General features: G+C 62.4%; 21 protein-coding genes. 12 read left to right on the top strand and 9 right to left on the bottom strand.

What is annotated here, in order from left to right:
* Positions 1-2: 2 nt before the first annotated feature.
* Together NCT03_RS26800 and NCT03_RS26795 are read right to left on the bottom strand one after the other, a co-directional pair.
* Positions 3-1,214, bottom strand: coding sequence for a putative DNA modification/repair radical SAM protein (locus NCT03_RS26800; RefSeq protein ID WP_244830846.1), 1,212 nt, complete (start codon positions 1,212-1,214; stop codon positions 3-5).
* 76 nt (positions 1,215-1,290) lie between these two features.
* Positions 1,291-1,650: a DUF3140 domain-containing protein gene (locus tag NCT03_RS26795; protein ID WP_250494538.1), complete on the bottom strand. Its 360-nt coding sequence runs from the start codon at positions 1,648-1,650 to the stop codon at positions 1,291-1,293.
* A gap of 103 nt (positions 1,651-1,753) precedes the next feature.
* Between NCT03_RS26795 and NCT03_RS26790 the strand changes: the two genes are divergently transcribed.
* Entirely contained in the window at positions 1,754-1,975 is a 222-nt protein-coding gene (locus NCT03_RS26790) for a hypothetical protein (RefSeq protein WP_244830848.1), read from the top strand.
* Positions 1,976-2,119: 144 nt separating this feature from the next.
* Positions 2,120-2,437 carry a hypothetical protein gene (locus tag NCT03_RS26785; RefSeq protein WP_244830849.1) on the top strand — a complete coding sequence of 106 codons (318 nt, stop codon included), beginning with the start codon at positions 2,120-2,122 and terminating at the stop codon, positions 2,435-2,437.
* Positions 2,438-2,507: 70 nt separating this feature from the next.
* Here the strand turns inward: NCT03_RS26785 and NCT03_RS26780 are convergent, their stop codons facing one another.
* Complete coding sequence (locus NCT03_RS26780) at positions 2,508-3,458, bottom strand: aldose 1-epimerase (RefSeq protein ID WP_250494537.1); 951 nt, start codon at positions 3,456-3,458, stop codon at positions 2,508-2,510.
* Positions 3,455-4,240 (bottom strand): phytanoyl-CoA dioxygenase family protein, encoded by a 786-nt coding sequence (locus tag NCT03_RS26775; protein WP_250494536.1) that lies wholly within the window; start codon positions 4,238-4,240, stop codon positions 3,455-3,457. The genes NCT03_RS26780 and NCT03_RS26775 overlap by 4 nt, the downstream gene beginning before the upstream one ends.
* 188 nt (positions 4,241-4,428) lie before the next feature.
* On the opposite strand from NCT03_RS26775, the gene NCT03_RS26770 reads away from it, so the two are divergent.
* The 5 genes from NCT03_RS26770 (at position 4,429) to NCT03_RS26750 (ending at position 10,213) form a co-directional block, all read left to right on the top strand.
* Entirely contained in the window at positions 4,429-5,529 is a 1,101-nt protein-coding gene (locus tag NCT03_RS26770) for a LacI family DNA-binding transcriptional regulator (RefSeq protein WP_244830852.1), read from the top strand.
* Positions 5,530-5,634: 105 nt separating this feature from the next.
* Positions 5,635-6,642, top strand: a complete 1,008-nt coding sequence (locus tag NCT03_RS26765; protein WP_244830853.1) for an ABC transporter substrate-binding protein — start codon at positions 5,635-5,637, stop codon at positions 6,640-6,642.
* Positions 6,643-6,712: 70 nt separating this feature from the next.
* A complete protein-coding gene (locus NCT03_RS26760) occupies positions 6,713-8,269 on the top strand; it encodes a sugar ABC transporter ATP-binding protein (protein ID WP_250494535.1) in 1,557 nt (518 codons plus the stop codon).
* Positions 8,270-8,331: 62 nt separating this feature from the next.
* A complete protein-coding gene (locus tag NCT03_RS26755) occupies positions 8,332-9,249 on the top strand; it encodes an ABC transporter permease (protein WP_244831005.1) in 918 nt (305 codons plus the stop codon).
* A gap of 7 nt (positions 9,250-9,256) precedes the next feature.
* Entirely contained in the window at positions 9,257-10,213 is a 957-nt protein-coding gene (locus NCT03_RS26750) for an ABC transporter permease (RefSeq protein ID WP_250469299.1), read from the top strand.
* A 252-nt stretch (positions 10,214-10,465) separates the two neighbouring features.
* Here NCT03_RS26750 and NCT03_RS26745 read toward each other — a convergent pair whose 3' ends face one another.
* Positions 10,466-11,380 carry a tetratricopeptide repeat protein gene (locus NCT03_RS26745; protein ID WP_250494533.1) on the bottom strand — a complete coding sequence of 305 codons (915 nt, stop codon included), beginning with the start codon at positions 11,378-11,380 and terminating at the stop codon, positions 10,466-10,468.
* 254 nt (positions 11,381-11,634) lie between these two features.
* Between NCT03_RS26745 and NCT03_RS26740 the strand changes: the two genes are divergently transcribed.
* Positions 11,635-12,423: a substrate-binding domain-containing protein gene (locus NCT03_RS26740; RefSeq protein ID WP_250494532.1), complete on the top strand. Its 789-nt coding sequence runs from the start codon at positions 11,635-11,637 to the stop codon at positions 12,421-12,423.
* Between the two features lie 224 nt (positions 12,424-12,647).
* The gene (locus NCT03_RS26735) at positions 12,648-17,525 is read left to right on the top strand and encodes a response regulator (RefSeq protein WP_250494531.1); all 4,878 of its coding nucleotides are present in this window, start codon (positions 12,648-12,650) and stop codon (positions 17,523-17,525) included.
* Positions 17,526-17,569: 44 nt separating this feature from the next.
* On the opposite strand, the gene NCT03_RS26730 is transcribed toward NCT03_RS26735, so the two are convergent.
* A complete protein-coding gene (locus NCT03_RS26730; protein WP_284503469.1) occupies positions 17,570-18,688 on the bottom strand; it encodes a 3-deoxy-7-phosphoheptulonate synthase in 1,119 nt (372 codons plus the stop codon).
* Between the two features lie 203 nt (positions 18,689-18,891).
* On the opposite strand from NCT03_RS26730, the gene NCT03_RS26725 reads away from it, so the two are divergent.
* On the top strand, positions 18,892-19,566 hold the full coding sequence (locus tag NCT03_RS26725; protein WP_250469293.1) for an HAD family hydrolase: 675 nt from the start codon (positions 18,892-18,894) through the stop codon (positions 19,564-19,566).
* A gap of 6 nt (positions 19,567-19,572) precedes the next feature.
* On the opposite strand, the gene NCT03_RS26720 is transcribed toward NCT03_RS26725, so the two are convergent.
* Entirely contained in the window at positions 19,573-20,742 is a 1,170-nt protein-coding gene (locus NCT03_RS26720) for a porin (protein WP_244830860.1), read from the bottom strand.
* 195 nt (positions 20,743-20,937) lie between these two features.
* On the opposite strand from NCT03_RS26720, the gene NCT03_RS26715 reads away from it, so the two are divergent.
* Both NCT03_RS26715 and NCT03_RS26710 read left to right on the top strand, forming a co-directional pair.
* On the top strand, positions 20,938-21,747 hold the full coding sequence (locus tag NCT03_RS26715) for a class II aldolase/adducin family protein (RefSeq protein ID WP_250469291.1): 810 nt from the start codon (positions 20,938-20,940) through the stop codon (positions 21,745-21,747).
* Positions 21,748-21,818: 71 nt separating this feature from the next.
* On the top strand, positions 21,819-23,120 hold the full coding sequence (locus NCT03_RS26710) for an MFS transporter (protein ID WP_250469289.1): 1,302 nt from the start codon (positions 21,819-21,821) through the stop codon (positions 23,118-23,120).
* A gap of 9 nt (positions 23,121-23,129) precedes the next feature.
* On the opposite strand, the gene NCT03_RS26705 is transcribed toward NCT03_RS26710, so the two are convergent.
* Both NCT03_RS26705 and NCT03_RS26700 read right to left on the bottom strand, forming a co-directional pair.
* On the bottom strand, positions 23,130-24,041 hold the full coding sequence (locus NCT03_RS26705; protein WP_250469287.1) for a LysR family transcriptional regulator: 912 nt from the start codon (positions 24,039-24,041) through the stop codon (positions 23,130-23,132).
* 98 nt (positions 24,042-24,139) lie between these two features.
* Positions 24,140-25,444 (bottom strand): MFS transporter, encoded by a 1,305-nt coding sequence (locus tag NCT03_RS26700; RefSeq protein WP_250494530.1) that lies wholly within the window; start codon positions 25,442-25,444, stop codon positions 24,140-24,142.
* Between the last annotated feature and the right edge of the window lies 1 nt (position 25,445).

Raw genomic sequence — 25,445 nt, 5'->3', positions numbered from 1 at the left:
GCTCAGATGAGCGACAACTGCACGGGCTCGGTCGCGAGCGAACGCCGCAACTGCTCCGTCGACGCCTCGCGCAACGGCGGCCGATAATCGTCCGTCACGATGAACGGTTTCACCTTGTCCATTGCGCAACGCAGCCGCGCGACATCGTGATACCGCACGCGCCGCGAACGGCGCAACTCGACGATACGCTTGGCATTACGCATGCCGATGCCCGGCACTCGCGAGATCATGCGCACGGGCGCGGCGTTCAGATCCACCGGAAAGCGTTCGCGATGCGACAGCGCCCAGGCGAGCTTAGGATCGATATCGAGCGAGAGGTTACCGGCCGTTCCGAGCAACTCCTGCGCTTCGAAGCCATAGCCGCGCATCAGAAAATCCGCCTGATACAGCCGATGCTCGCGCAACAATGGCGGCGCCTGCGACGGCACACCCGACGGGCTGTCGGGGATCGGGCTGAAGGCCGAGTAATAGACGCGCTTGAGCTGATAAGAACCGTACAGCGTTTCCGCCGTGCCGAGGATGGTGCGGTCATCGGTCTCGTCCGCGCCAACTATCATCTGCGTGCTCTGCCCGGCGGGCGCGAAACGCGGCGCGCGCGGCTCCGCTTCCGACTCTTCGCGCGCCACGCGAATGTTGCCCATCGCGAGCTTGATGGTGCGGCCGCTCTTCTCCGGCGCAAGACGTTCGAGGCTGATTTCGGTCGGCAGCTCGATGTTGACGCTCAAGCGGTCCGCATAACGCCCCGCCAGTTCGATGAGTTCCGGGTCGGCATCCGGTATGGTCTTTAGATGGATATAACCGCGAAAGCGATGCTTTTCACGCAGCGATCGCGCTACTTGCACGAGTTGATCCATCGTGTAGTTCGACGAACGGATCACACCCGAACTGAGAAACAAGCCGTCGATGTAATTGCGGCGATAAAAGTCCAGCGTGAGCTTGACGACTTCGTCCGGCGTGAAGCGGGCGCGCGGCACGTTACTCGACCGGCGGTTGATGCAGTAGCGGCAATCGTAGAGACAAAAGTTGGTCAGCAAAATCTTGAGCAGCGACACACAGCGGCCGTCCGGCGTGAAGCTATGGCAAATGCCCGAGCCCGTGCTCGCGCCGAGCCCGTCGATGCCGCGCGATTCCCGTTTCGGCGCGCCGCCGCTGGCGCACGACGCGTCGTACTTGGCGGCGTCAGCAAGAATTTCGAGCTTTTCGGACAGATCCATCTTGGCTTTTATACTGTATATACGTACAGTATTCTATGTGTGTGGGTAGCGGAAAGCAATCGACCGTTTTGGCGGCTTATTTGAGAGGATCATGGCCCCAGTTCATCAGCGAATAGCGCCAGTGCGAGTGCTCGACATCATTCGGTCGTTGCGCGAGGTGTCGCTTGATATAGCCGACCACTTTGCGCATATGCGCGTAGTCGTCATCGCTCAGGTCGGCCTTCTTCTTGCCAAGTATGTCGATAATGTGCCGCCCCGACTTGTGTCCCACGGACTCGCTGTTGCCGTCTTTCTGGCCAACTTCGCGGGATCGATCCGTCGCGAGCCACTTTTCTATCTGGTGCGGCGTCATGTTCACGAGGTCCTTGAAAGCCCCGTAGATTTGGGCTTCATCTTCGTCCGCAGGGTGTCCATGCTGCGCGTGTCGAGTGGTCATGAGCGTTCATCCGTTAAGTTTCTCGTCACGAAAGAGCAAGCCATGCACCCGGCAAGACGCCGCAAGCGTGCTAGCCTTTGTCCACTCACCTACGGAGAAATCAATGCGCTTTGATTACCGGTCCTTTCACATCGACTGCACCGCGCCACACGACGAAGACGGGAACTACCAGGCTCACGCGCGAATTACGCGCGCCTCGGAGGACGACACCGCGCATGTGGAAGTTTTCGATTCAGGCGATCTCGACTCCTTCCAGAGCCAGGCGGATGCGCTGCATTGCGCGCGCTCGTGGGCTATCGAGTGGTGTGACGAAGTACTTGCCTGACCGCTCACCCGGTGTTCTTTCTTTCAGACGTCGACGGCTGAAAGCTGCTCGCTCGCAACGCGGCACGCCGATTGCGGTATGTAAGCAGCGACGTCGCTCCGGACACGAGGCGGCGCGCATCGAAATTCCACTCGGGAGGACATCATGAAGATTGCACAAAAAAGCTTGCTGGTATCGGCGCTGGTTCTGAGCTTGTCGGGCGCGGCATTCGCGCAGGGCGCGGGCGGTGGAGCAGGCGGCGGTGGCGGCACGGCAGGCGGTAACGGCGCGGGTCAAGGCGGCACGGGCATGAGCACACCGAACGCAAACGGCACGACGGGTTCGACCTCGGGCGCCACCGGTGGCGACACTTCCGGTTCGAACAGCAGCGGCTCGCACAAGATGGGCAAGATGAAAAAGGGCAGCTCGGGCATGTCGAACAACGGCATGTCGAACAACAGCACTGGCGGCCAGTCCAACTAAGTCGTCAACGGTTGAAAGCGCCCGGGCCTTGGTCCGGGCGTTTTCGTCTGTTCTTCAGCGAATCGATGAATCAGCGCACGTTGGTCGTAAGCGAAAACGATGCCGTGATCGACTCACCCGCTTGCAGCACGCCTCCTCCCTTCAGCGCTGGCTCGACATACAAATTGACCCAGTCCGCGACATTGCTCACCGGCTCCACGCAAAGCAGTGAAGGAAACACGGCCGGCGCGTAGATCACCATGAAGTCCAGCGGTGCTTCGGCGTTCAGCGTGACCGAGCGGCCTTCGTTCGGCCAGTCGATTGTCGCCGTGTGCTTCCAACCCGTGAAGTGGTTATCCAGATCGAAGCCGTTTGCAGACATGCCTTGCGTCGAAGCCAGTGCATCGACGCTAGCATGCGGACCGGCGTGCAGCGGCAGCGGATCGGAACTTGCATGCCACATCGAATCGACATTTGCGTGAACGAAAGTCGCTTCGGTGCGCGGAAAGTACGGGTGATGTCCCATGCCGAAGGGCATCGCTCTTGGCGAGAGATTGCGCATGGTGATCGTCACATGGAGCGCATGTGCGTCGAGCGTGATGCGCTGTTCGGCTTCGTAAGCGAACGGCCAGTGATGCGCGGCTTCTTGCGAAGGCTCGTGCCGCAAACTCAACGTCGCCTGCGCCTCCGATAACGCGCTCACTTGCCAGGGCAGCCGCCACGCATTGCCATGCAGCGCGTGCGCAAAACCGTTGCCGTCGCCGGACAGATCGATCTCCATGCCATCGAAGGCAAAGCGCGCATCGCGAATGCGGTTGCAATACGGCAGCAACGGAAAACTGCCCATGCCGAGCGGATTCCTTGCAGCGAGCGCATCCGGCGTGGCGGGCCGCAGCCAGTGAACCACGCCGTCATCGCGCGTTTCGAAGAACGCCGCTATCGCGCCGCCGATATGCGGAGCGAGCACAACACGCCGCGCGCCATGACGCAGTTCGACGAGCGCTTCACTTCCGCGGGCGTTGGAGTCTAGAGCGGCGTTCAATATGCAAACTGCCGGTAGCTTTCGTCGAAGGTGCGCGCCGTGCTTTCGACTTGCGGGTTGTAACGCAGCAAACGCTTCGCGCGAGCGGGCAAGCTGGCGAAGACATCGCGCGGCACATCGATCCGCACTTCGGGCCGGAAATACCACGCCCGGCTGTAGCCGACCACGACCATCGGCCGGGGCGCACCGGAAAGATTCGGTGTGCCGCGATGCAAGCCGCGTACATCGCGAATCATCACGTCGCCAACTCGCATTGGCACGCGTTCGGTGGGGAAGCGGCCATCGGCGAGACCGGCGAGCGCTTCTTCGCGCGACATGCGATGCGTGCCGCGCGTGGTTTCGAGCGGACCGTTGCTGTCGTCGACATCGACGAGCGGGAAGTTCACCGCTAGCTGGAACGAAGGCGTTTCCGGCGCGTCGTCGAAGAGCGCGGGCGTATCGCGATGCCAGTCCTGAAAGTCAGAACCGCGCACGGGCGTATCAGTTGCGAGCTGGCACATGACCGGATCGGCGCCGGCTACGCGCTCGACGATGGCCACGATGTCCTCGTCGCAAAAAATCGATGGATCGGCAAATGCGCCTTCGAAGGGCAAGGTCACGTAATAGCGGCCTGGCCCGCGATTGCCGTCCGCTGCTTCTCTATGCGGCGCGAGCAAAGGCATGAACGCATCGCGCCAAGCTTCGATGGTTGCGCGTGGAAAGTGTGCTCGCAACAAAACGAAGCCATCGCGCTCGAAGTCCTGCGCGAGCGCATCTCTTGCGCTCTCGTCGTATCGGCCCATGCGTGTCGTCTCCTTGTTATGTTTGCCGAAGTGAAACCAAGAATGGCATGGGCGTAATCCGTCCGTCAATATTATTAGTAATTTTCCACGCAAAACCAGTGAAAACCCCGAGCGGCATTTCGCGGAATCATCATTAATATTAGCGGCACGCTCACGGATGAATCGCCGCCGTTACGACGGCGCGCCAGATGAAGAAAACCACCCAACGCCGCCCGACGATGACCGACATCGCGAAACTCACCGGAGTCTCGCAATCGACGGTATCGCTCGTGCTGAACAACGCGTCCGGCGCGAAGTTTTCCGACGCCACGCGCGACAAGGTGCTGCGCGCCGCGCACGAACTCGGCTATCGCATGACGCAGCGCGAGCCGCTTTCGTTTGCGCCGCTGGATACGGCGGAGCGCAATCTGATCGTCTATCTGGCCGATGAAATCTCGACCAGTCCGCATCCGGTGGTGAGCATCGACGGCGCGCGCGATGCCGCCTTCGCCCACGGCCGCATGCTCGCGGTTTATTCGACGCACGGCAACGCGGAAATCGAGGCGCGCGTGCTCGACGCGACGCTCGGCAATCCGGACGTGCTCGGCGTGATCTACGCGACGGTCTACACGCGCCGCGTCACCGTGCCCGCCGCGCTCGAACAGGTGCCGACCGTGCTGCTCAACTGCTATGCGAGCGAAGCGAACGTGTCTTCGGTCGTGCCGGCGGAGGTCGCGGGCGGTCACACGGCGACGGATCATTTGCTGGCGGCGGGGCATCGGCGAATTGGTTATATCAACGGCGAACCGTGGCAAGACGCGGCGCGCGACCGGCTCAAGGGTTATCGCACGGCATTGGCGACGGCGGACCTGCCGTTTGCGCCGGAACTGGTCCGCGAAGGCGACTGGGGACCGGCCACTGGATTCGAGCAGACGCTTTCATTGATGCGCGAGGCGAATCCGCCGACGGCCATCTTCTGCGCCAACGACCTGATGGCGCTCGGTGCAATCGAAGCGCTCAAGCAACTCGGACTGCGCGTGCCCGACGATGTCTCCGTGCTCGGCTACGACGATCAGGAGATCGCGCGCCATACGCATCCGCCGCTGTCGAGCGTGGTCTTGCCCAACTACGACCTGGGCCGCTGGGCCGTGGAAACGCTACTGCAGGAAGAACACAACCGCGCGGCCGGCGCACCGGTGCGACGCCGCACCGTGAAGCTGGACGGCCCGCTCATCGAACGCGGTTCCGTCAGGGAAATTACCGAAGCAAAGCAACTCGCAATTAATAATATTAGCGATGACGAGTCATAAGCCGACCATGCACTCGCCGGAAATCAACTCTCGCAGCAGCAGACCGGGCAACACATAAGCATCGGCATCAATAGAAGAAGGCACCCATCCCTATCGGAGGAAGACATGCTGTCGCTAGAAAAGAACACTCGCCTGGGCTTGCGCCCGCTCGCCGCCACGCTTGCCGCCCTGACGCTCGCCATGGGTTTCAGCGCGGCCCATGCCGCCGATGACGGCTTGCCGAAGATCGCCAACAAGAAGCCGCTCAAGGTCGGCTTTGCGCAGACCGAGAGCAACAATCCGTGGCGGCTCGCGGAAACCAAGAGCTTCAAGGATGTCGCCGCGAAATGCGGCTGGCAGGTAGTCATGACCGACGCGAACAGTTCGGCCGCGAAGCAGGTATCGGACATTCAAAGCATGATCGCGCAGCACGTCGATCTGCTCGTGTTCCCGCCGCGCGAAGAGAAGCCGCTCGTGCCGGTCATCCTGCAGGCCAAGAAAGCCGGCATTCCGGTGATACTCGTCGACCGCAACGTCGATCAATCGACGGTGAAGGCCGGCCGCGACTACATCACGTTCATCGGTTCGGACTTCATCGATCAGGGTCAGCGCGCCGCCGACTGGCTCGTTAAGGCGACCAACGGCAAGGCGACGATCATCGAACTGGAAGGCTCGACGGGCGCCTCCGCTGCAAACGACCGCAAGAAAGGTTTCGACGATGTCATCGCGAAGAACTCGGGCATGAAGATCGTCGCGTCGCAAAGCGGCGATTTCGCGCGCGACAAGGGTCGTCAAGTCATGGAAACGCTGTTGCAGGCGCATCCGGACGTGACCGCCGTCTACGCGCATAACGACGAAATGGCGCTCGGCGCGATCGCGGCGATCAAGGCGGCCGGCAAGCAGCCGGGCAAGGACATCGTGCTCGTGACCATCGACGGCACGAAAGGCGGACTCGAAGCCATTCAGGCGGGCGAACTGGGCGCAAGCGTGCAGTCGAGTCCGTTCTTCGGCCCGCTCGCGTGCGACGTCGCGCAGAAGTTCGCGAAGGGCGAAACCATCCCGCCGTGGGTCAAGGTCTCGGACCGCTTCTACGACAAGAGCAACGTCAAGGAAAGCATGCAGTACGGGTATTGAGCGCAGTTGGCTGGTTCGCGGGCGTCTATTCACGGACGCCCGCTCTTTTCTCCGGACGAACACCGACGCCATGCCCAATGCTCCCCTCCTCGACATGCAGGACATCGACATCGCTTTCGGCGGTGTGCCCGCATTGAAGCGCGCCCGCCTCACCGTGGCGGCGGGCGAAGTGCACGCGCTCATCGGCCAGAATGGCGCAGGCAAGTCCACGCTCATCAAGATTCTCACGGGCGCGTATAGAAAGACCGCGGGCACGATTCGTTTCGATGGCCGCGAAGCCGATTTCCGCACGCCCAAGGAAGCGCGTGAAGCGGGCATCAGCACGATCTATCAGGAGATCAACCTGGTGCCGTTCCGGTCGGTGGCCGAGAACATCTTTCTCGGACGCGAACCGCGCCGCTTCGGACTCATCGACTGGAAAACCGTGCAGCGGCGCGCGCATGAATTGCTCGAATCGTTCGGCCTTCACATCGACGTCAAAAAACCCGTACGGGAATATTCCACCGCCATTCAGCAGATGGTCGCGCTGGCGCGCGCGGTATCGTCGGATGCGAAGATGGTGATCATGGACGAATCGACTTCCTCGCTCGACGAGCGTGAAGTCGAATTGCTGTTCACGGTCGTGCGCCGCTTGCGTGACGACGGCCGCGCGGTCATCTTCGTGTCGCACCGGCTGGATGAACTCTATGCACTGTGCGACCGCGTCACGGTGATGCGCGACGGCCAGACCGTCGCCGAAAGCAGCATGCAGGAGATGGACAAGCTCAAGCTCGTCACGACCATGCTCGGCCGCACGCTTGCCGCCGTCGTGCACGAAGACGATGCCGTGAAGGAAGCGAATCTCGCCAAGCGCGGCGCGGTGGCGTTGCGCGCGCAGGGTCTCTCGGCGGGCGCGAAAGTCACCGACGTCACGCTCGATGTCCACGCGGGCGAAGTCGTCGGACTCGCCGGATTGCTCGGCTCGGGCCGCACGGAAACCATGCGCCTGTTGTTTGGCGCGGACCGTCCGTCCAACGGCACACTCGCGGTCGACGGCGCGGAGGTCGCATTCAAGTCGCCGAAAGACGCCATCGCGCGCGGCATCGCTTATCTCACCGAGGATCGCAAGGCCGAAGGCATCGTGCCGGAGCTTTCCGTGCGCGACAACCTCACGCTCGTGTGCCTGCCGGCGCTGACCAGACGCGGCGTAATCGACGTGGCCAAACAGCGCGAAATCGTCGATGGCTTCATCACCTCGCTCGGCATCAAGCTGCGCTCGCCGGATCAGCCGATCCGCGAGCTATCGGGCGGCAATCAGCAGAAGGTGCTGCTCGCGCGCTGGCTCGCGACCAACCCGCGTCTCTTGCTGCTCGACGAACCCACGCGCGGTATCGACGTCGGCGCGAAAGCCGATGTCGCGAAAATCGTGCGTGAGTTGCGCGATGCGGGGCTTGCGGTGCTGCTGTCGGCATCGGAACTGGAAGAGTTGACGGCGGTGGCCGATCGCGCGGTCGTGATCCGCGACGGCGAAACGGTCGCGCAACTGGACGGCGCGCAGATGACCGAGACCTCGATCATGGATGCGATCGCTTACGGCACGGGCGAGGAATCGACATTGGCTTCGGCCGCTCAAGGAACCGAGTCGTGATAGAGAAAACCAGCGCACCTATCGTCGCGGATACCGCGCCCGCGCGGAAGAAAAAACGCGGCATGGCGATTCAACGCGAGATCGTCGTGCTCGTCGCGATGATCCTCTTCAACCTGCTCTTTACCGATCACTTCTGGTCGCTGCAGACCTTCAACGTGAACCTCACGCAGGTGGTGACGATCGTGATCGTCGGCATCGGCATGACGCTCGTGGTGGCGACAGGCGGCATCGACCTGTCCGTGGGCGCTTCGATGGCCATCTCCGGTGCGCTCGCGCCGATGCTCTTCATGAACATCGACGGGCCGGGCGGCTTGCTGCTCGCATTCACCTTGCCGATCGTGGCGGCGGCACTATGCGGCGTCTTCAACGGCTTTCTCGTGACGCGGCTGAATGTGCAGCCTATCGTCGCGACGCTCGTGCTGTTCATCGCGGGACGCGGCATTGCGCAGGTCGTCACCGATGGCAGCCTGCAGGCCTTCAACAATCCCGCGTTTCAGTGGATTGCGCTGGGCCGCGTGGCGGGCGTGCCGTTTCAGATCCTGCTCATGCTCGCGCTCGTCGCCATCTTTACGTGGATCGTGCGTAAGACGCTCTTCGGCAAATATCTGCTCGTGACGGGCGGCAACGAGGAAGCGGCGTATCTTTCCGGCATTCCGACCGCGCGCGTGAAGATGATCGCGTACACGGCGTGCGCGGCGCTCGCGGGTCTGGCCGGACTGATTTCGATCTCGGTGAATTCGTCGTCGGATGCGAACGTGGTCGGCCTCGGCGTGGAACTCGATGCCATCGCGGCCGTGGCCGTCGGCGGCACCGCGCTCACGGGCGGCAAGGCGTATATCACGGGCACGCTGATCGGCGCGCTCATCATCCAGTTGCTGCGCTATACGCTGCTTGCACACGGCATTCCGGATGCCGCCGCGCTGGTGCTGAAGGCCGCGATCATCATCGCCGCCGTGTACGTGCAGAGAAAGCGAGGCTGACGACGACATGAAGAAGAACCTCCCGATTCTCATCGCGCTCGCGGCGCTGCTCGTGCTTGGCGTCGTGCGGTACGAGCACTTTGCATCCGAATACAACGTGACGTCGTTCTGGCGCTACAACTCCATGTTCGCGCTGATTTCCATCGGCATGGCGTTCGTCATCATCACGGGCGGCATCGATCTGTCGGTGGGCGCGGTGGCCGCGCTCGCAAGCGTGGTCGCGGCGCTCGCGAGTCCGCATGGCGGCGTGGCGGCGGTGCTCGCGGGCTCGGCTGCCGGTCTCGCGGTGGGCCTGCTCAACGGGCTAGTGATCACGCATCTGCGGATACTGCCCTTCATCGTTACGCTGGCGACGAGTCTCGGCGCGCATGGCCTCGCGCTTCTGCTCGGCCATAACGATGCCGTCGCCATCTCGTCGGACACCAGCTTCGCCAACTTCGGCCAAGGCGATCTCTTCGGCTTGCCGATTCCGGGGCTCGTCGCGGCCGCGGCGGCGATTGTCGGCTGGATCGCGCTGCGCAGCTCGCGCTTCGGGCGGCATGCGCTGGCTATCGGCGGGAGCGAGGAAGCATCGCGTCTGATGGGACTGAATGTGGATCGCACACTCGTCGCCGTGTATGCCGTGAGCGGCCTGCTCGCGGGCATCGCCGGCGCGATTCTCGCGGCGCAATTCGGCGCGGGACAGCCGAACGAAGGCATCGGCTGGGAACTGTTCGCGATCTCGGCGGTGGTGCTCGGCGGCACGCGTCTGACAGGCGGCGACGGCTCTATCGCGATGACCATTGCGGGCGTCGCACTGCTCGGCCTCGTCTTCAATCTGCTCAACTTCGAGAACGGCCTGGGCTATATCTCGTTATCGGCTTACTGGCAGTCGGTGATTCGCGGGTTGTTCCTGCTGCTCGTGATCGTGCTGCAGGCGCGGGTGCTGAACAGGAAAGCGATGGTGGCCAAGGTGGCGCGGTAGAGTTTGGATGTTGCACGAGCGTTGGAGCTTGATGAAGTCTATCGCGACGAAACGCCGCTTTAGCAAGCAGCGCCGCGCTTTGCGATCGATGCAAACGGCAAAGTGCGGACCCTTCCCCGCGAACGCGTGAAGGGTCCGGTCATGCCTGGGGCACTCTGCTCGCTGCATCGCCATGGAAAGTGGCACGGAGCAGCGAGAGGTGTTGTGGTCGGCATGCTCCTCGCAGGAACAATCGCCCGGCTTACCCAAGCGTTAGGGCGACGTCTTTTGGTTCGGCGGAGTTGCAAACACCGTTCCCGGCACAAGCGGGGCCGGTTTGAGTTGACGCGTAAGAACGAAGTTGAGCGCATCCTTCGCGCGCATGTCGTCGGGGCGAATGGCCAGCGCCTGACGCAGCGCACCTTCCGCCTCGGTGAATCGGCCGAGATTGAGCATGGCCATGCCTAAACCGATGCTCGCCTCGAAAAACGGCTGACGCCGTGCCAAAGCTTCCTTGAAGTGCGCCTCGGCTTCGGCCGGATTGAAGCGTCGTTCCGACACATTGCCCAGACCGCAATAGGCTTCCGCGGATTTGGGATCGATGTCCAGCGCACGATGAAATGCAGTGTCGGCTTCGGTTAGACGAACGGCGGCGCAAAGGACATCACCGAGCGCAAGATAGCCGGAGACCGACTGCGGCTGCGCTTCGATGGCAGCATGCGCTGCAACCTCGGCTTCCGGCAGACGCTGCCGACGGCGCAGCAGATCAGACAGCGCGCAATGCGCCTGAACCATGTCCGGCTGATGATGGATAGCCTGGCGAAAAGCGTCCTCGGCTTCCGACTCGCGCTTTTCGTCGCTGAGGATGCAGCCGAGCATCCAGTGCGCGAGAGAAGAATCCGGCCTGATAGCCAGCGCTTCACGGCAAAAGGATGCGGCGTCGGCGAACCGCTTTTGATCTGCCATGACAAGCGCCAGATTGACGACAATCTCGGCGGACGTGAGCTGCAAAGTCCGCGCCTCGTTCAACAACGTCTCTGCTTCGGCGAAGCGGCCAAGCTGGCGCAACACCAGCGCAAGATTGTTTTTTGCTACAACCGAGGAAGGATTGGCCTCGATGTCTTGACGAAACTTCGCTTCGGCTTCAGCAAATGTCATCGTTACGTTTCGATCATTGTCTTCAAGCATGGTGATTATTTCTCTTGCGTAGGAAACCAAACTAATTCGATCTCAGGTAGATCTCTGTTATTTCGTCTTGCGGACGGGAGATGAGGCGTTCGCTTGATCCCTCTTCGCGAATCAAGTCGCGGCGTTGTTTCCACATTCGTACCGGTGCCCGCAAAAACGAAGGCCGAACGATAACGCATCGATTTCAGTATAGTGCAAAAAGTTATGACCAAATCCACCCTGGCCCAGCCATTGAACCACCAAACAAGCCGCCTATGAAACCACTCTCCTCAAGACTCGCCGCATTCGTTTTTATCGCTTTCGGCGCCATTGCCGCGCCTGTTTCCTCGCAAGCCGAGGAGCTTCATGTCATGAGTTCAGGAGGCTTCACCGCCGCCTATAAAATCCTCGGCCCGAAATTCACGGCCGCAACCAGCAATACGCTCGATACCCAACTCGGCCCGTCGATGGGCAAGGCGCCCGAAGCCATCCCCAATCGACTCGCGCGCGGCGAACCCGCCGATGTCGTCATCATGGTGGGCTACGCGCTCGACGATCTCATCAAGGAAGGCAAGGTCATGCCGGACTCGCGTGTCGAACTCGCCGATTCGCGCATCGGCGTATCGGTGAAAGCCGGCGCGCCGAAACCCGACATCGGCAATGTCGATGCGTTGAAGGAAACGCTGCTGCACGCAAAATCGATCGCTTATTCGGACAGCGCGAGCGGCGTCTATATCCAGAACGAGATGTTCAAGAAACTCGGCATCGAAGATCAGGTGAAACCCAAGGCGAAGATGATCCCGAAGATTCCCGTGGCCTCGGTCGTTGCGGACGGTCAGTACGAACTCGGCTTCCAGCAAGTGAGCGAACTGTTACCGGTACAAGGCGCGGATTTCGTCGGCAGGATTCCGGAGTCCGTGCAGTCCGTCACGCGTTTCGCCGCGGGCATTCCGGTCGGCTCGAAGCACCCGGAGGAGGCGCGCGCCTTGCTTCGCTACCTCGCTTCGCCGCAGGCACAAGACACCGTGCGTGCCACTGGACTCGACCCGATCGCCGCGCATTGAAGCGCAGGCAGGTGCCACGCGCCGGTTCACCTTGCGTTTCATGCGTATTTGCGAAGCGAAAACGGCGTTCCGTGCGAAAATCGAGATGCTCGCGCGAGCGCCTCCACAGGCAGGATTGGTCCGCTCAATAGTTGAAAAGCCGTTCGCTGGGCCAAGCCGGGTTGAGCCGATCCACACGCCAAACGACATGCAAAAAAGACATGCAGCGAGGAGAACCTGCGTCAATGGAAGCTGACAAGCTGATACCGGACACGCGCACCGACGCGCCCGAGCCGAGCTTTCTGCTCGGCGGCGGCGAGATGGGCGCGCTCATCCGCGCTTTCGACTGGACGCAAACCTCGCTCGGCTCGCCCGAACAATGGCCGCAGAGTCTCAAGACGGCCGTGCGCATCATGCTCACCTCGCGGCAGCCGATCTGGGTCGGCTGGGGTCCCGATCTCCTGTTCTTCTACAACGATCCTTACAAGTCGATCATCGGCGGCAAGCATCCGCAAGCGCTCGGTCAGCCGACGTCGGTGGTGTGGCGCGAAATCTGGAACGAGATCGGCCCGCTGCTCGACACCGCGCTTGCCGGCATCGAAGGCACCTTCGTCGAGCAAAAGCTGCTCATCATGGAACGCAACGGCTTCCCGGAGGAAACGTACTACACGTTCTCCTATAGCCCGATTCCGGACGATCGCGGCGGCGCGGGCGGCATCATCTGCGCCAATAGCGACGATACCCAACGCGTGCTTGGCGAACGCCAGTTGCTCGTGCTGCGCGAACTGGCTGCGTCGGCCGCGAACGCGCGTTCGTGGCGCGAGGCCTGCGAACGTTCGATGAACGTGCTCGCGAATGCCGCGCGCGACATGCCTTTCGCGTTGCTCTATACAGCCGAGCCCGGCGACGAAAGCGCCACGCTCACCGGTGCATGCGGCATCGCGCCGGGCAGTGCGGCCGCGCCGGAAATGCTGCACGCGGCGCAAGCGGGCGCGTGGCCCGTTCACGAAGTGCTGCGCGACAACCAAGCGCGGCTCGTGACCAATCTGAAGGGTTTCATCGAAGGACCGCTGCCCACCGGCTCGTGGAACGCCGCGCCGACGCACGCGGTGCTGCTGCCTATCGCGCCGTCGGGCGAGACCGGGCGCGCGGGCGTGCTGATCGCCGCGCTCAATCCATACCGTCTCTTCGACGAAGGCTATCGCGCGTTCCTGAACCTCGTGGGCGGCCAGATCGGCGCGGCCATCGGCGCCGCGCATGCCTATGAGGAAGAACGCCGCCGCGCCGAGGCGCTCGCCGAAATCGACCGCGCCAAGACCACCTTCTTCTCGAATATCAGCCACGAGTTCAGAACCCCGCTCACGCTGATGCTCGGCCCGCTCGAAGACCTGCTGACGAAGCCGGAGCGCGCGGGCGACGAAGTGCGTCTGCTCGAAATCACGCATCGCAATGGTTTGCGCCTGCTCAAGCTCGTCAACGCGCTGCTCGACTTTTCGCGCATCGAGGCAGGGCGTATCGAGATTCATCGGCAGACCACTGACATCGGCGCGTTCACGGCGGAACTGGCCTCGCTGTTTCGCTCGGCCATCGAATCGGCGGGGCTGCGCTTTTACATCGACATTCCCTCGACGCCGGTGCTCGCCGACATCGATCGCGACATGTGGGAAAAAGTCGTGATGAACCTGCTGTCGAACGCGTTCAAGTTCACGTTTGGCGGCACGATCGAAGTGACGCTGCGCACGAACGCCGCGCAGCGCGTGGAGATGAGCGTGCGCGATACCGGCATCGGCATCGCGGAGGCGGAACTGGCGCGCGTGTTCGAGCGCTTTCATCGCGTGGCGGGCGCGACCGGGCGCTCGGTGGAAGGCAGCGGTATCGGCCTTGCAATGGTTCAGGAGCTCGTCAAGCTGCATGACGGCGCCATCAGCGTGCAAAGCAGTCCTGGCGAGGGCACGTGCTTTACCGTGACGCTGCCCGCCGCGCATGAACGAGTCGACGCGCAACATGCCGATACGCCGCGCGCGCAAGCCAGCAGCGGCGCGCGCAGTTATGTCGATGCCGCCTTGCGCTGGATTCCCGACGCAAGCGAACCGGCGCTCGCCCTCGACGACGAAACGCCGCTCGGCGCGGGCGCGAACGCCAGCGCATCCGCCGATGAAATCCGCGGCCGCGTGCTGGTGGTCGACGACAATGCCGACCTGCGCGAATACATGCGTCGCATGCTGGTCGCGGCGGGCCACGAAGTGAGCGTCGCGGCCGACGGCGAGAGCGCGCTCGAAGCGGCGCGCACCGGGCATCCCGAAGTAATCGTGTCGGACGTGATGATGCCGCGCCTCGACGGCTTCGGCCTCTTGAACGCCGTGCGCGCCGACGAAGCGCTGCGCGAGACACCGGTCGTGCTGCTGTCCGCGCGCGCGGGTGAGGAAGCGCGCCTGGGCGGTCTCGAAGCCGGCGCGCACGACTATCTGACCAAGCCCTTCGCCGCGCGAGAATTGCTTGCGCGAGTCGCGAGCAATCTGCGCATCGCGCGGCTGCGGCGCGCGTCCGAGGAGAACCTGCGCGAAGAGTCGCGCATGCTGGAGATTCTGAACGACGTCGGCACCACGGTCGCGGGCGAGCTCGATCTGTCGCGCGCCGTGCAGGTCGTCGTGGATGCCGCCACCGAGCTCACCGGCGCGGCCTTCGGCTCGTTCTTCTACAACCTGCTCGACGACAAGGGCGAGAGCTACACGCTCTATTCCATCTCCGGCGTGCCGAAAGACGCGTTTTCGCGCTTTCCCATGCCGCGCAACACCGCGCTCTTCGGCCCGACTTTCGCGGGCGAAGGCGTGGTGCGTTCCGACGACATCACGAAAGACCCGCGCTACGGCCAGAGCGCGCCGCATTACGGCATGCCGGAAGGTCATCTCAGCGTATGCAGCTATCTCGCCGCGCCCGTCATCTCGCGCACGGGCGAAGTGTTGGGCGGGCTGTTTTTCGGTCATCCCGAACCGGCGATGTTCAACCTGCGCGCGGAGCGGATCGTGGTGGGTATCGCCGCGCAGGCGGCTATCGCCATCGACAACGCGCGGCTCTTTCAGGCGGCGCAGGACGAGATCGCCGAGCGCACCAAGGCGCAGGCCGCGCTGCACGATCTCAACGATACGCTCGAACGCCGCGTCGCCGACGCCATCGCGGACCGCGACCGGCTGTGGGAACTGACCGAAGACCTGTTCGTCGTGACGAGCTTCGAAGGCACGCTGTTGCGCGTGAGCCCGTCGTGGTCGACCGTGCTCGGCGTCGATCTGCAGCGCGTGCATGCGCGAACCATGCTCGACCTCGTCCATCCCGACGACGTCGAAGCGGTCGCGAGCGCGATGGAAAGTCTGCGCCAAAGCGGCGCGTCCGTGCGTTACGAGTGCCGGCACGGCTTCGTGGAAGGCGGCTGGCGCTGGATCGCGTGGACCTTGTCGATCGACCCGGCCACGCGCCGCATCCACGGCGTGGGGCGCGACGTCACTGCGGACCGCGAAACCGCCGACGCGCTGCGGCACGCCGAGGAAGCGCTGCGCATGGCGCAGAAGATGGAAGCCATCGGCAAGTTGACGGGCGGCGTCGCGCACGACTTCAACAATCTGCTGCAGGTGATCGGCGGGAATCTGCAATTGCTGGCAAAGGACGTCGCGGGCCAGGAACGCCCCGAGCAGCGCGTGAAGAGCGCACTCGCGGGCGTGGCGCGCGGCGCGAACCTCGCCTCGCAGCTGCTTGCGTTCGGCAGGCGCCAGCCGCTCGCGCCGAAGGTCGTCAATCTGGGCCGCTTCGTGCGCGGTCTCGACGACATGTTCCGCCGCGCGCTGGGCGACGGCATCGAGATCGAGACGATCGTATCGGGCGGCTTATGGAACACGCTCGTCGATCCGTTCCAGGTCGAAAACGCGCTGCTCAATCTGGCGATCAACGCGCGCGACGCGATGAACGCGCACGGCAAGCTGACCATCGAAGCGGGCAATGCATCGCTCGATGAAAACTACGCCAAGCGCCACGCCGACCTGTTGCCCGGCCAATACGTCATGGTCGCTGTTACCGATACCGGCTCGGGCATGTCGCCCGAAGTGCAGGAACGCGCGTTCGAACCGTTCTTCACCACCAAGCGCGAGGGCCAGGGCACGGGTCTCGGACTCTCGATGGTGTACGGCTTCGTGAAGCAGTCCGGCGGCCACGTGAAGGTGTACAGCGAGGAAGGACACGGCACGACGATACGCATTTATCTGCCCCGCGCCCGCCAGGAAGAAGACCTCGAAACCACGATCGACGCCGGCCCCGCGCACGGCGGCGACGAAACCATACTCGTGGTCGAGGACGACGAAGAAGTGCGCGCAACCGTCGTCGCCATGCTTGGCGACCTCGGTTATCGCGTGCTTCGTGCAAAGGATGCGCAAAGCGCGCTGGCTATCGTCGAGAGCGGCGTGCCCGTGGACCTGCTCTTCACCGATGTCGTGATGCCCGGTCCGCTACGCAGCCCTGAACTGGCGCGAAAGGCGCGCGAACGCGTGCCGGGTATCGCGGTGCTGTTCACGTCGGGCTACACGGACAACGCCATCGTGCATGCGGGACGGCTCGATGAAGGCATCGATCTGCTGAGCAAGCCTTATATGCATGAGGCGCTCGCCCGCAAGGTGCGTCAGGTGCTCGCGGCTAGCGGCAAGGGCGCGAGTTCCAGCGCACCGCCCGCGACGGTCACCGGCAACATGGTTTCCGATGCCGCGCCCGCCGACGCCCTCTCGCACATGCGCGTGCTGTTCGTCGAAGACAACGAACTCGTGCGCGTAAGCAGCGCCGAGTTGCTGCGCACGTTCGGGCTCGATCTCGTGGAAGCCGGCAGCGTCGCCGAGGCGCTCGCCCTGCTGCGCGAAGAGCGCTTCGAACTCTTGCTGACCGATGTGGATCTGGCGGGCGAATCGGGCATCGAGCTGGCCCTTGCGGCTAGCCGTGAGGCGCCCGGAATCGGCGTGGTGTTCGTCACCGGATACGACCTCGTCCTGAGCGCCGACGAACGCAAGGCCTTGCCGCGCGCGACGCAGTTGCGCAAGCCTTACGACCCGCTGGCGCTGATCGAAGCGTTGAACGCTGCGGTGATGCGTTGATCCGCTAGCCGTCTCCGAAAGCGGAGACGGCTAGGTACGCATGCCTAGCCGCGACGGCGCTGTCTCACCGCATCGGCAAGCAGGTCGAGCACCGGCTCGGTCTGGCTCCAGCCGAGACACGCATCCGTGATCGAGACGCCGTGCTTGAGCGGCACGTCCGGCTTGAGGTCCTGCCGCCCTTCGTCCAGATGACTTTCGATCATCACGCCGGTGATGCGGCTTTCGCCCGCGATCAGTTGCCGCGCGATGTCTTCGGCCACATCCACCTGCCGCAGATGCGACTTGTTCGAGTTGGCATGCGAGCAATCGATCATCACCTGCTCGCGCTGTCCGAGCGCCGCCAACGCCGCGCAACTCGCCGCGACGCTGGCCGCATCGTAATTCGGTGCTTTTTTGCCGCCGCGCAGGATAACGTGGCAGTCGTCGTTGCCGCGCGTTTCGAAGATGGCGGCAAGGCCCATCTTCGTCATGCCCATGAAGGCATGGCTCGCGCGCGCCGCGACGATCGCGTCCGCCGCGACTTGCACGCCGCCGTCCGTGCCGTTCTTGAAGCCGATCGGACAACTCAACCCCGACGCCAGTTGCCGATGGCTCTGACTCTCCGTCGTGCGTGCGCCGATTGCGCCCCACGCGATCAGGTCCGCGATGTACTGCGGACTCAGCAGGTCGAGAAACTCGGTGCCCGTTGGCAGACCAAGCTCGCTGATTTCCAGCAGAAGCTCACGCGCGCGGCGCAGACCTTCGTTGATACGGAAACTGCCGTCCAGACGCGGGTCGTTGATATAGCCCTTCCAGCCGACCGTCGTGCGCGGCTTTTCGAAGTACACGCGCATGACGATCAGCAAATCGTCGCCGAGACGATCCGCGACGGTCTTCAGATGGTGCGCGTATTCGATCGCCTGGTCGTGATCGTGAATGGAACACGGTCCGACCACGACCACGAGGCGGTCATCGCGGCCATGCAGAACGTCCGCGATGCGCGCGCGGCTCGTTTCCACGAGCGCCTGCACGCCGGGCGTGACCGGCAGTTCGTCGAGCAAAAGCGCTGGCGAGATCAGCGGGCGCACCGCGCCGATGCGCGTATCGTCGATACGGGTCGTGTCTTGCGTGGAGTCGGCCACGCCGGCCTCCTGATCGCGGGAGGGATTGTCGATGCGGCTCAAGGTCAGCTCCGTCGGGCGTAATGAATGCGTAAAGAATGCATGTTGCGGCTATTCGATGCGAGAAAACCGCGCACTTTTGGCCGCGCGGTGCAAACATCGATTATCGCATTTGAAGCGCATGCGTCGCGCATTTCCGAAAGCGGACGAGGATCGTGCGTATCATGAAAGGAACCGGAACACGCCATTCACCAAGGGAGCAGACCATGCGAATCGAAACATCCTTTCTCTTCGATCTCGACGGAACGCTGGTCGACAGCGTCTATCAGCACGTGCTCGCGTGGAAAGAAGCGCTGGATAGCGAGGGCATCGAATTGTCGGTGTGGCGCATTCATCGCAAAATCGGCATGAGCGGCGGCCTCTTCACCGATCAATTGCTGCGCGAAACGCATGGGGAGATCAACGCGGATCGCGTGGAACGTCTGCGGCGCCTTCATGCCGACGCTTATCAACGTCTGCGCGCACAGGTCTGCCCATTGCCGGGCGCGCGCGAATTGCTCGACGCGCTGACCCAGGCGGGCACGCGCTGGGCGATCGCCACGAGCGGCCGCATGGAAACGGCGGCGTTCAATCTCGAAGCATTGGGCGTGGACCCAGGCAAGCAAGTGGTCGTCACGCGCGATCAGGTGAAATACGCCAAGCCCGATCCCGACTTGTTCCTTGCGGCGGCCGCGCGTCTGAACGTGCCGATCGAGCATACCGTGGTGGTTGGCGACAGCATCTGGGACATGCTCGCGGCGCGTCGCTGCCGATCGCTCGGCGTCGGTCTGCTCTCGGGCGGTTATGGCAGCGACGAACTGGAACGCTCGGGCGCGCTGCGCGTCTACGAAGACCCCGCCGACCTGCTGTTCCATCTCGACGAAGTGGCTGCGCGCCCTTGAATCATGCTAGAACGCGTGCCGCAAGCCGACAGTGACGCCGACTTGCGTACCTGTCGATGACGGCGACAACGTATTGAGCATCGCCTGCCCGAGCACGGAATCGGGCGGCGCCCCCTTTACGTGCTGATAGACGCCTTCGAGATAGACATCCGTGCGTTTCGAGAGCGAATAGTCGGTCTGCAACATGACCGTATGCCACGACGGATAAGCGATGGATGCAGCGTTGCCATAAGCGCCGTCCGTGAACGTGTAAGCCGCCGATACGCTCAACACGGGCGTGAGCGCGTAATGCACGTTCGCTTCGTAATTGTCGAGACGCAGGGTGCCATCGAGCGGAATATAGTTGCCGAGCCCGATGGAAAGCACGCTGTTCATATTGTCGAGTTGCGTGTGCGACCAGACGAGACCGACCGTCGCCGGCCCGAAGGTGGCGTTGGCGCCCGCGCCCCAGATGCGCTGCCGTTGCGCGACGAAGTTCGCGCTGCCATCCCCTTGCGACACCGCGCCATTCAAATTCGTCCCCGCAATGCCGCCGCCCGCGTTGTTCAATTGCAGATAGCCGCCCGCGACCGTGAACGGCCCTTGCGCGTACGATGCCGAAAAGCCATACGCGCGGTTATCCGCGAAGTTTCCGGCGCTATTGCCGAAGGAATACATGCTCTCGACCGTCACGCCGCGATAAGTGGGGCTGACGTATTTGACGGTGTTGTTGATGACGACCGAGTTTGCCGCCAGATTATCGTTTTCGAACGGATGCGCCGAGATGCTGCCGCCCCACGTATTGAATTCGGCGGTGAGCGGACCGAGCAGATCGTTGAGCACGTCGTATTGACGCCCGGCCGTGAGCGTGCCGTAGTCGTCGTGTTGCAGGCCGACCCATGCTTGCGAGCCGAAGCCATCGCCCGCGAATGCATTGGTGCCGTTATTCAGATTGAAGCCTTGCTCCAGCTTGAAGATGGCCTTAAGGCCGCCGCCGAGATCCTCACTGCCTTTCAGGCCGAAGACCGTGTTCTGCGTGACGCTGCTGAGCATCTGCCAGTTGCTGTGGCCGGTCTGATTGTTGGTGTAGACGATACCCGTGTCGATCAGGCCATATAGCGTGACACTGCTTTGCGCATGCACCGAAGCTGCGCATAAAGCGGCAGGCAGCGCGACGATCAACATTGACCTTTTCATTGCTGAAAGCTCCATGAACGATTGAAAGCGACGGCCTGCCCGGAGAGCGGCGACTGGCAATTGATCGTACGACGCCAAAATTGTGCGGGCGCAATATCGGCATGGCGTTGCATAAATGCTATTCCGGCGCGGTACTGAATTCTTGCGGAAGGCTTTCCTATACTGGGGTCTCACATTTCGAACAAGGGGACACCGATGTTGATGGAAGCAAAGGAATCGATCTACAGCCCGACGCAGGACGGGCTGATTTTCCCCGAAGAGCCCACGTTTTCCTCCTCGGCGGAAGAACGGCGCTATCGCAAAGAGCATCTCGCCGCCGCATGCCGGATCTTCGCGCGGCACGGATTCAGCTTCGGCTTTGGCGGCCATCTGACCGTGCGCGACCCGGAACATCCCGAACTCTTCTGGACCAATCCGATGTGCGTGCCATGGTCACGCGTGAAGACCTCGCAACTCGTGCTCGTCGATCATTCGGGCACAGTGGTCGAAGGAAAGTACGCGGTGAACCGCGCAGGCTACGTGCTGCATTCCGCGATCCACGCTGACAATCCCGACATCATCGGGTCGTGTCACGCGCATACCGTTCATGGCGATGCGTGGGCCGCAATGGGCAAGCCGCTCGACTATGTGACGCAGGACGCCTGCATGTTTTATGGCTCGCATATGGTCGTGCGCGACGGCGCGGGCAAGGTGCCGGTCGCGGATGCATCGGGTAATCCGATTGCACGCGCCTTCAACGAACACAAGGCCGTAATCCATCAGAACCATGGGCTTCTGACGGCGAGCCGCCATAGCATCGATGATGCAGTATGGACGTTCATCGCCCTCGATCACTGTTGCAAGATGCAGCTGCTCATGGACGCGACCGAATCGCGCCCGTTGCAGATCGACCCGGAGCATGCCGAGTATTCGCATCGTCATCTGGGCAACTCGTTCATCAGCTGGCTGCATTTCCAGACCATGCTGTATGAGATCGCCGAAGAGGAGCCGGAATATCTCGACTGAGCAATGACCCAGCGGCATGCGTGCCATACGAGCATGCCGTGATAAAGCGCTAAAAAATACAGGAGACAAGCATGGAAGCGCTATACGGAGATCAGGCCGTCAAGGAAACGGATGCTGGCCGCATCTATGGCAGGGCTTACTGGCGGCTCTTGCCGTTGCTCTTGATCTGCTATCTCGTGGCATATCTGGACCGTGTGAACGTTGGCTTCGCGAAGTTGCAGATGCTCGATGCACTCGGCTTCGACGACGCCATCTATGGCCTCGGCTCGGGCATCTTCTTCGCCGGCTACTTCTTCTTCGAGGTTCCGAGCAATCTCGTGATGCGCAAGGTCGGCGCGCGCCGCTGGATTGCGCGCATCATGCTCACGTGGGGTGTCATTTCTGCGGCGATGGTCCTCGTCAAGACGCCGACCATGTTCTACATTGCGCGCTTCATGCTTGGTGCCGCCGAAGCAGGCTTCGCACCGGCGATCATGTATCTGCTCACGCTGTGGTTTCCCGCGCGCTACCGCGGTCGCGCAATGTCCATCTATGTGATGGGCGCGCCGCTCGCGTTCGTCGTCGGCGGGCCGATTTCCGGCTATATCCTGCACGCGTTTTCAGGTAACGACCAGCTAGCCCCGTGGCAATGGCTTTTTCTGATCGAAGCGCTGCCCGCCATCGTGCTCGCCTTCGTCGTGTTGCGCTTTCTTGACGACGATCCCGCCAAGGCGCGCTGGCTTTCGGACGACGAACGCAATCTCGTGCTCGCCGACATTCGCGCGGAAAACGCCAGCAAGATCGACTATACGAGCGTGCGCGGCTTTCTCGGCAACAAGAAATTGTGGGCGTTCTGCGCGATCTACTTCTGCCTCATCATGGGTCTTTATGCGCTCGGTTTCTGGATGCCCTCGCTCGTCAAGCGCAGCGGTGTCGCCGACCCGTTCGCCATCGGACTCTATACGGCCGTGCCGAACATCTTTGCGGCGATAGCGCTTTATTTGTCGAACCGCAGCGCCGATCGCACCGGCGGCAGGCGCATCCACTTCGCGGCGTTCATGGTGATCGGCGCGGTTGGACTTGCCGTAAGCATGTGGTTGTCGGCGGGGCCGCTCGTGACGGTAGCTTGCCTGTCGGTCGCCGCAGCGGGCGTCTATTCGTGCATCGCGCTGTTCTGGGCCTTGCCGACAAGTCTCTTCGTGGGAGCATCGGTGGCGGCAGCGTTGGCGTTCATCAATTCAGTGGGCAATATCGCGGGCTTCATGTCGCCGTATCTCGTAGGCTTGCTCAACGTGTGGCTTGGACACGCGGAAGTCGGCATGTATGTGATCTCCGCATTCCTCGTGCTCGGCGCCTGCATGACGATGCGCTTGCCTCGAACGTTGGACAAATGACGCGTTGCTTCAGGCGGCCCATGGCGGCCGCCGGAGCTTATCCGCCACGTAATCAATAAACGCACGCACGCGCGGATGCAAAGTCGAATCGCGCGGATACAGCACATAGATCGCGGTTTCGTCGCTCGATTGAAAGTCGGTGAGCAAAGGCACGAGCATGTTGCTGCGAATGGAAGGCAACACCATGTGTTCAGCCATCCGCGTAATGCCCACGCCTGCAAGACACATATAAACGGAACTCACGCCGCTGCTCGTCTGAAAGTTGCCGTTGATGAGCATGGACGTGCGCTCGCCGCCGACCATGAAAGGCCAATGGTTGAGATGGTCCATCGGCGGTTCCCACATCAGGCAGTTGTGTCGGGCGAGTTCCGCGGGTGTCGAGGGTACCCCATGTCTGGCGATATACGCAGGCGACGCCGTGACCACTCGCTGCAGATGACATAGCTTGCGGCTCACGAGATTCGAGTCCTGCAAATTGCCCATGCGGATGGCGACATCGAACCCTTCTCCGATGATATCGGCGAGCGTATCCGAAAGAGAAAGCCGCACGCGCAGGCCCGGATAACGTTCGAGAAATGCCGGAATGAGCGGCACGATCTGATCCATGCCGAACGACGTAGCCACGGTCACGCGAATATCGCCGGACATGTGCTGGCCCGCGCGCGAGAGTTGTGCTTCGCCGCTTTCGAGTTCTTCGAGAATGCGCTTGCAGAGCGCGAGATACTGCGTGCCCTCCTGCGTCATCTGAAGGCGACGCGTGGAGCGCCTCAAAAGCGATACGCCGAGCCGCTTCTCCAGCGCGGATACAGTGCGGCTGACGTAAGGCTGCTGCAAATCGAGCGCGAGCGCCGCAGCCGTGAAACCGCCCGTCTCGGCGACGGCCCTGAAGATCCTCATCTCGGTGAGGCGTTCGTCCTTCATGCTGTCACGATGCCTGGGGAAACAGGCATCGTAGCGTGCCTCGCTGGCAGGGCCTATCGGGGAAGGCACGGACATCCGGTCTGTGCCTTCCGGCTGCCTCAACTCCTCACCCCCACCCCCGCCGCCCCAACTCCACTACGCCCACGCAACACACACCCCACCGCCACCGCGCCGACCAACAAACCCGCCGCCACGACGATCAACGCCACATCCGTGCGTCCCGTCACGTCCTTGAGATAGCCGATCATATAGGGCGACACGAAGCCCGCGAGATTGCCGATGGAGTTGATCATCGCAATGCCCGCTGCCGCCGTCACGCCTGTGAGAAACGCCGTCGGCAAGCTCCAGAACAACGCGGGAATCGACAGCACGCCCATGTTGGCGATGCACAGCGCGATCACGCCCAATACCGGCTGGTTCTGCCACACGACGCACAACGCAAAGCCAAGCGCGGCCATCGAGAACGCGGCAATCAGATGCCACTTGCGTTCCTTGCGACGATCCGCCGAGAATCCGAACGCCAGCATGCTGATGATCGCGCACACGCCCGGCAACGCCGTGAGAAGCCCGATGGTGAACGGATCGGCCACGCCCATCTTCTGCACGAGCGTCGGCATCCAGAAGCTGATCGCGTACAGCCCCATGTTGTAGACGAAATAGATCAGCATCAGCGCCCAGATGCGTCCATGACCCAGCAGGCTCATGAAGCCATGCGCGATCTTGTCGCGATTCTCCGCCGCAAGCACCGCGCTCAGATGCGTCTTCTCGCCATCGGTCAGCCACGTGACGCGGCGAATATCCTCGCTCATGCGGAAGTAGATATAGATGCCGAGGAGTATCGTCGGAATGCCTTCGCACAAGATCAGCCACTGCCAGCCGCGCATGCCGCCGACGCCCGACAGAAAGCCGAGAATCGAGCCGGACACGAGTCCGCCGATGACGCCCGACGATGCCAGCGCGATATAAAACACGCCCCATGCGCGTCCGCGTCGCGCCGCCGGATACCACTGGCTCATGTAATAGATCGCGCCCGGAATGAAGCCCGCTTCGGCGAGACCCAGCAGAAAGCGCATGACATAAAAGTGCGTCGGCGTGCGGATGAAAATGGTCGCGCACGAAAGCAGGCCCCACGTCACCATGATTCGCGCAATCCAGCGTCGCGCACCCACGCGATGCAAGATTACGTTGCTCGGCACTTCGAGCAGAAAGTAACCGAGAAAAAAGATGCCCGCGCCGAAGCCATACACGGCATCGCTGAAATGGAGGTCGCTCGACATCTGCAGCTTGGCGAACCCCACGTTCACGCGGTTCAAATAGGAAAAGAAAAATCCAAGCATCAGCACGGGCAGAATGCGCAGGGATATCTTTCTGAAAAGCCTGTTTTCGTCGATGGCGGGCGTCATG

The organism is Caballeronia sp. GAWG1-1 (assembly GCF_023631465.1).
GTDB lineage: Bacteria > Pseudomonadota > Gammaproteobacteria > Burkholderiales > Burkholderiaceae > Caballeronia.
The sequence above is the reverse complement of the archived record's forward strand: the minus strand, read 5'-3'. Positions and strand labels throughout refer to the sequence as shown.